Origin of the sequence: Streptococcus vestibularis ATCC 49124, from assembly GCF_000188295.1 — a bacterium.
In the GTDB taxonomy this organism is placed as follows: domain Bacteria; phylum Bacillota; class Bacilli; order Lactobacillales; family Streptococcaceae; genus Streptococcus; species Streptococcus vestibularis.
The window spans coordinates 100,111-106,350 of record NZ_GL831112.1; the positions used below are offsets into that span (position 1 = coordinate 100,111).

The 6,240-nt window shown below is 42.0% G+C and carries 4 protein-coding genes and 2 pseudogenes; 5 read left to right on the top strand and 1 reads right to left on the bottom strand.

Features of this window, described 5'->3' with window-relative positions:
• Positions 1 to 28: 28 nt before the first annotated feature.
• Both HMPREF9425_RS09155 and HMPREF9425_RS00575 read left to right on the top strand, forming a co-directional pair.
• Entirely contained in the window at positions 29 to 367 is a 339-nt protein-coding gene (locus HMPREF9425_RS09155; RefSeq protein WP_081448729.1) for a hypothetical protein, read from the top strand.
• A gap of 15 nt (positions 368 to 382) precedes the next feature.
• Positions 383 to 943, top strand: coding sequence for a TIGR01440 family protein (locus HMPREF9425_RS00575; RefSeq protein ID WP_003092046.1), 561 nt, complete (start codon positions 383 to 385; stop codon positions 941 to 943).
• A gap of 53 nt (positions 944 to 996) precedes the next feature.
• On the opposite strand, the pseudogene treR reads toward HMPREF9425_RS00575, so the two are convergent.
• Positions 997 to 1,557, bottom strand: a pseudogene (gene treR / locus HMPREF9425_RS00580) (trehalose operon repressor); the annotation flags it as partial.
• Here treR and HMPREF9425_RS00585 point away from each other — a divergent pair.
• The 3 genes and pseudogenes from HMPREF9425_RS00585 to HMPREF9425_RS00595 form a co-directional block, all read left to right on the top strand.
• Positions 1,546 to 2,537, top strand: a pseudogene (locus HMPREF9425_RS00585) (glucose PTS transporter subunit IIA); the annotation flags it as partial. The pseudogenes treR and HMPREF9425_RS00585 overlap by 12 nt on opposite strands.
• A 63-nt stretch (positions 2,538 to 2,600) precedes the next feature.
• Positions 2,601 to 4,226: an alpha,alpha-phosphotrehalase gene (gene treC, locus HMPREF9425_RS00590; protein ID WP_003095856.1), complete on the top strand. Its 1,626-nt coding sequence runs from the start codon at positions 2,601 to 2,603 to the stop codon at positions 4,224 to 4,226.
• Positions 4,227 to 4,307: 81 nt separating this feature from the next.
• Positions 4,308 to 6,203, top strand: coding sequence for a M13 family metallopeptidase (locus tag HMPREF9425_RS00595; protein WP_003095858.1), 1,896 nt, complete (start codon positions 4,308 to 4,310; stop codon positions 6,201 to 6,203).
• Positions 6,204 to 6,240: the final 37 nt, after the last annotated feature.

The window sequence follows — 6,240 nt, forward strand, 5'->3', positions numbered from 1 at the left end:
AAACTGTAAAACATGCTATAATAATGGCATGTTTTATTTTATGACCCTATCATTTATTATCATGCCTGCCTTGGGTTGCTTCTTAATAGGTTTGGCTTTTGCTAAATCAAATCGTTGGGACTTTTCCTGGAGTCTATCCTTAATAGGTTTGGCGGCCTTTATTTCTTCTTTTTGGCATATAGCACGTGTAGATTTATGGTTTATGCTAAGTTATAGTGTTGGTCCTTTTTTGATGGGATTTGGTTTCTCCTGGGACCTAAGTAAGAAACGCCGTAGGCAGTTATTATTATTAGGGGCATTTTTCCTTGTCTTTTTTGTGATTCTGTACTATCTTATTGTGCGAATCCTGAATACAGCTGTTGTCTAAAGGAGGACTGTTGTGATGTTGCTAGATTTAGAAGAGAAGACACGTGTGCTTGTAGAAGATATTGTTGAACGTTCAGCTATTGGGAGAGGAGCTATCTTTGTCTTGGGACTGTCTTCCAGTGAGGTTGCTGGTGGGACTATCGGCAAAGCCTCTAGCCGCGAAATCGGTCAACGAATTGTGAAAACTATTCTTGAGGTTTTGGAACCTAAAGGGATTTACTTGGCTGTTCAGGGCTGTGAACATTTGAATCGTGCTTTGGTTGTCGAGCGTGAGCTTGCCATGGCTAAAGATTTGGAAATTGTGAATGTTCTTCCGACCTTGCACGCTGGTGGAAGTGGTCAGCTGGCTGCTTTCGACTACATGAAGGATCCTGTTGAGGTGGAGGAAATTGTCGCTCAGGCTGGTATTGATATTGGGGACACCTCTATTGGTATGCATGTGAAGAGGGTCCAAGTTCCTCTTCGTCCTATTACTCCAGAATTAGGTGGTGCTCATGTGACTGCTTTGGCTAGTCGTCCTAAGTTAATTGGTGGAGCTCGTGCAGAGTATCTAGCAGATCCTATCCGTAAAAACTAAAAAGTATCGGACATTCTTGTCCGATACTTTTTCTATTAGCAGAGCCCTTTCTTTCAATGATGACGCTTGGCATAATCGACAAATTTGAATTTTTCAAGTTTGTGGCGACTTTCCGTAAATTGGAACTGTTTTCCATTGTTTAAATAAACTTTTGAACGGACACAGACAACGTGCTGGTCCTTACCTAGGTCAATGAGAATCTTATCCTGATCGATAGCATTATCGATAGTGATTTCTTTAAAGGCGTGGGAAATGCTAAGGTTGAGCTGATTCTCAATGTAGTCGTAAATAGAGTATTCAGCAATACTACGGTTTAGTTGCGGAACAAGGCTGGCATCTAGGTAATCAATATCTATAACAGAGGCACAGCTATCAACGACTCTTTGACGAACAACACGCCAAACCTGTCGGCTATTAGAAAAACCAGTTCTTTCTGAGAGTTTGGAATCAACGATGATTTTATCCAGAGAAATAACGTTGGTTTGCGAATTAAGGCTTTGTTGTTCGATTAGTTCCTGGTAACTAGTGAGGTCAGACACAGGAAAGTTGATTTGTTCTTGGTTAATAACCTGGGAGCCAGAGCCATGAATTTTTTTGACCAAGCCTTCTTCGCGCCTTTCGTTATCACTGGTCTTCACCATATGACTAATGCTATTGATCTTGAATTGGTGCGTACGGCAGGTGGTACTGGTTTATGGCCAATGATTGCCTTCTCTAATATTGCGCAGGGTTCAGCAGTATTTGCTTACTACTTTATTAAACGTCATGATGAACGTGAAGCACAGATTTCACTTCCAGCAACTATTTCAGCTTATCTTGGAGCACTATTTGGTGTTAACGTTAAGTATGTCTATCCATTAGTAGCAGGGATGTCTGCTTCTGCCTTATCAGGATTGCTTTCAACAGTCTTTGGTGTTCAAGCAAACTCTATCGGTATTGGTGGTCTTCCAGCTATTCTCTCTATTAAACCTCAATATTGGGCAATTTTTGCGATTATCATGGTTGTTGATATTGTAGTTGCTATGGTATTGACATTCCTCTTCCACAAAACTGGATTTTTAACGAAAACAGAGGAAGATGGCACGTACAAGAAGCTTCAGAAGGTTTGGTACAACCAACGGCTCTTGCTGAATCAGCAGAGGTTGTTAGCCCACTTGCTGGCCAAGTTAAACCACTTAGCCAAGCCACAGACCCAGTCTTTTCATCAGGTGTAATGGGACAAGGTGTTGTCATCGAACCAAGTCAAGGCGAATTGGTTTCACCAGTGAATGGTACAGTGACAGTACTCTTCCCAACTAAGCACGCAGTAGGTATCGTTTCTGAAGAAGGTGTTGAAATGTTAATGCACATTGGTATGGATACGGTTAGCCTTGACGGAAAAGGCTTTGAATCACATATTAAACAAGGTGATAAAGTTGTTGTTGGTCAACAATTGATTAGCTTTGATATGGATATTATCAAAGAAGCTGGTTTGGTCACTGAGACTCCAGTTATCATTACAAATCAAGATGATTTCCAAGCAGATGTTGAAGGGAATCTTCCACGTGATATCAAACGTGGTGATGTTCTCATGATTGCTCATCGAACAAAATAAGCTAAGGGGTGGAGACGTCACGGTTCCACCTCTTCATATAAAGAACAAAAGAGGAAAAATTACATGGCATTAGATAAAACAAAGGTTGTATACCAAATTTATCCAAAATCATATAAGAACACTACAGGAAATGGAATCGGTGATTTCAGAGGAATCATTGAAAAGATTCCCTACCTAGCAGAGTTAGGCGTGGATATGGTGTGGCTCAATCCTTTCTATCCAAGTCCACAACGTGACAATGGCTACGATATTTCAGACTACACAGCCGTCAACCCTGTCTTTGGGGATATGGCTGATTTTGAAGAAATGGTTCGTGTCGCTAAAGAGCACAAGATTGACTTCATGCTAGACATGGTGCTTAACCATTGCTCAACGGAGCATGAGTGGTTCCAAAAAGCATTGGCTGGTGACAAGTATTACCAAGATTTCTTCTTCATTCAGGATCAACCAACTGATTGGTTGTCTAAATTTGGTGGTTCTGCCTGGGCTCCTTTTGGAGATACAGGAAAATACTATCTTCATCTCTTTGATGAAACACAGGCAGACCTCAATTGGCGGAATCCCAATGTCCGCAAGGAGTTGTTCAAGGTAGTCAACTTCTGGCTAGACAAAGGTGTCAAGGGTTTTCGTTTTGATGTGATTAACTTGATTGGTAAGGATGAGGTTTTAGTAGATTGTCCGAAAAATGAAGGGAAACCTGCCTATACGGATAAACCAATCGTGCATGATTATCTTCACATGATGAATGAAGCGACCTTTGGTTCTGACGATAGTTTTATGACAGTTGGGGAGATGTCTTCAACAACTATTGACAACTGTGTTCTCTATTCAGCACCGGAGCGTCACGAGTTGTCTATGGCCTTTAACTTCCACCATTTAAAAGTGGACTATGAAGATGGACAAAAATGGACTATTGCTCCCTTTGATTTTGAAGAACTTAAGCGTCTCTACCACACCTGGGGCAAGGAAATGAGCGATCGTGGTGGATGGAGTGCCCTCTTCTGGAATAACCACGACCAACCTCGTGCCTTGAATCGTTTTGTGGATATCAAGAACTTCCGTAATGAAGGAGCAACCATGCTAGCCGCTAGCATTCACTTGTCACGTGGAACACCTTATATCTACATGGGTGAAGAGATTGGAATGATTGACCCAGACTATGATTCGATGGCAGATTACGTGGATGTGGAATCCATCAATGCTTACCAAATGCTCTTGGACCAAGGTAAATCTCCTAAGCAAGCCTTCAAGATTATCCAAGCTAAGTCACGTGATAATTCTCGTACGCCAATGCAATGGGATGCTTCTGAGAATGCAGGTTTTTCAACAGGTACTCCATGGTTGAAAGCTGGTAAATCTTACAAAGACATTAACGTTGAAAATGAGATTAATGGACCAATCTTTAAATTCTATAAAGAATTGATTCGCTTGCGTAAAGAAATGGCTATCATTTCAGAAGGAAGCTATCAGCCAGCATTTGAAGATAGCAAGAAGGTCTACGCCTTTGAACGTCACTTAGACGGTCAAAAACTCTTGGTACTCAATCATTTCTATGAAAGTGAAGCTGAAGTGGCGATTCCAGCAGAATACCAGTCAGGGCGCGTACTCTTGTCCAACTATGACGATGCGGAGCTTGCTGAAAAGGTAGTTCTTAAACCATATCAAACCTTGGCAATCCTAGTTAAATAAGCCAATTTCTCCTCGGCAAATGCTTTTGCTGGGGAATTTTGTTATAATGAAAGCACTTTTAATGTTGATGGAGGAAGTGTAATGACACGCTTACAAGATGATTTTTACCATGCGATTAATGGTGAGTGGGAAAAGACAGCTGTGATTCCGGATGACAAACCACGTACAGGTGGTTTCTCAGATTTAGCAGATGAAATAGAAGACCTCATGCTTGAAACAACTGATCAGTGGTTGGCAGGAGAAAATGTTCCTGACAATGCTGTTCTACAAAACTTCATTAAGTTTCACCGTATGGCTGCGGACTTTGACAAACGTGAGGCAGTTGGTATCGAGCCTGTTAAGCCTTTGATTGAAGAATACAAGCAACTCTCGTCATTTTCAGAGTTTGCTTCGAAAATTGCTGAGTACGAGATGGCTGTTAAGCCTAATGCGTTCCCGTTTGGTGTGTCTCCAGACTTTATGAATGCCCAACTAAATGTTCTTTGGGCTGAAGCGCCACGTATTATTTTACCTGATACAACCTATTACACTGAGGATAATGAAAAGGGCAAGGAGCTTTTGGGAATTTGGCGTGAGATGCAGGAAGAACTCCTTGAGAAATATGGCTTCACAGCTGAAGAAATCAAAGATATCTTGGACAAGGTTATCGCTCTTGATGCTAAGTTAGCCAAGTATGTCCTTTCGAGTGAAGAATCTTCCGAGTATGTAGAACTCTACCACCCATATGATTGGGCAGACTTTACTAAGCTGGCGCCAGAACTCCCACTTGATAACATTTTCACAAAAATCTTGGGTCAAGTCCCTGATAAAATTATCGTTCCTGAAGAACGCTTCTGGACAGAGTTTGCGGCAGAATATTACTCAGAAGCAAATTGGGAGTTGCTTAAGGCGGACTTACTTATCGATGCTGCTACATCTTGGAATGCCTATTTGACAGACGAGCTTCGTATCTTGGCTGGCAAATATAGTCGTGCGCTCTCAGGAACACCACAAGCCATGGAAAAGAAAAAGGCTGCCTTCTATTTGGCACAAGGGCCTTACAATCAGGCTCTAGGACTTTGGTATGCAGGTGAAAAATTCTCACCAGAAGCAAAAGCAGATGTCGAAGCCAAAGTAGCAACCATGATTGATGTTTATAAATTACGCCTTCAAAAAGCGGATTGGTTGGCACCTGAGACACGTGAAAAGGCTATTACGAAACTGAATGTCATTACACCTCATATCGGTTATCCAGAAAAACTACCTGAGACATATGATAAGAAGATTATTGATGAGAACTTGTCACTTGTTGAGAATGCACAGAAGTTAGTCGAAATTTCAGTTGCACATAGTTGGAGCAAGTGGAATCAACCTGTTGATCGAAGTGAGTGGCATATGCCTGCCCACATGGTTAATGCTTACTATGATCCGCAGCAGAACCAAATTGTTTTCCCAGCAGCTATCCTGCAAGCACCTTTCTATGATATTGCACAAAGCTCATCAGCCAACTATGGTGGTATTGGGGCTGTTATTGCTCACGAGATTTCCCATGCCTTTGATACTAATGGTGCTTCCTTCGACGAAAACGGTAGTCTTAAGAACTGGTGGACTGAAGAAGATTACGAAGCCTTTAAGGAACGTACTGACAAGATTGTGGACCAGTTTGACGGTTTGGACTCTTACGGTGCTAAGGTCAACGGCAAACTGACTGTTTCTGAGAACGTGGCAGACCTTGGTGGTGTGGCCTGTGCCTTAGAAGCAGCTAAACGTGATGAAGATTTTTCGGTTCGAGAATTCTTTGTTAACTTTGCGACGATTTGGCGTATGAAGGCGCGTGAAGAATACATGCAAATGTTGGCCAGCGTGGATGTCCATGCTCCCGCTAAATGGCGTACCAATATTATCGTGAGCAACTTCGACGAATTTCATAAGGAATTTGACGTCAACGAGGGCGACGGTATGTGGCGTGCCCCAGAAGATCGCGTGATTATTTGGTAATGATGATGAAATCTGTCCAAAATGGGCAGATTTCTTT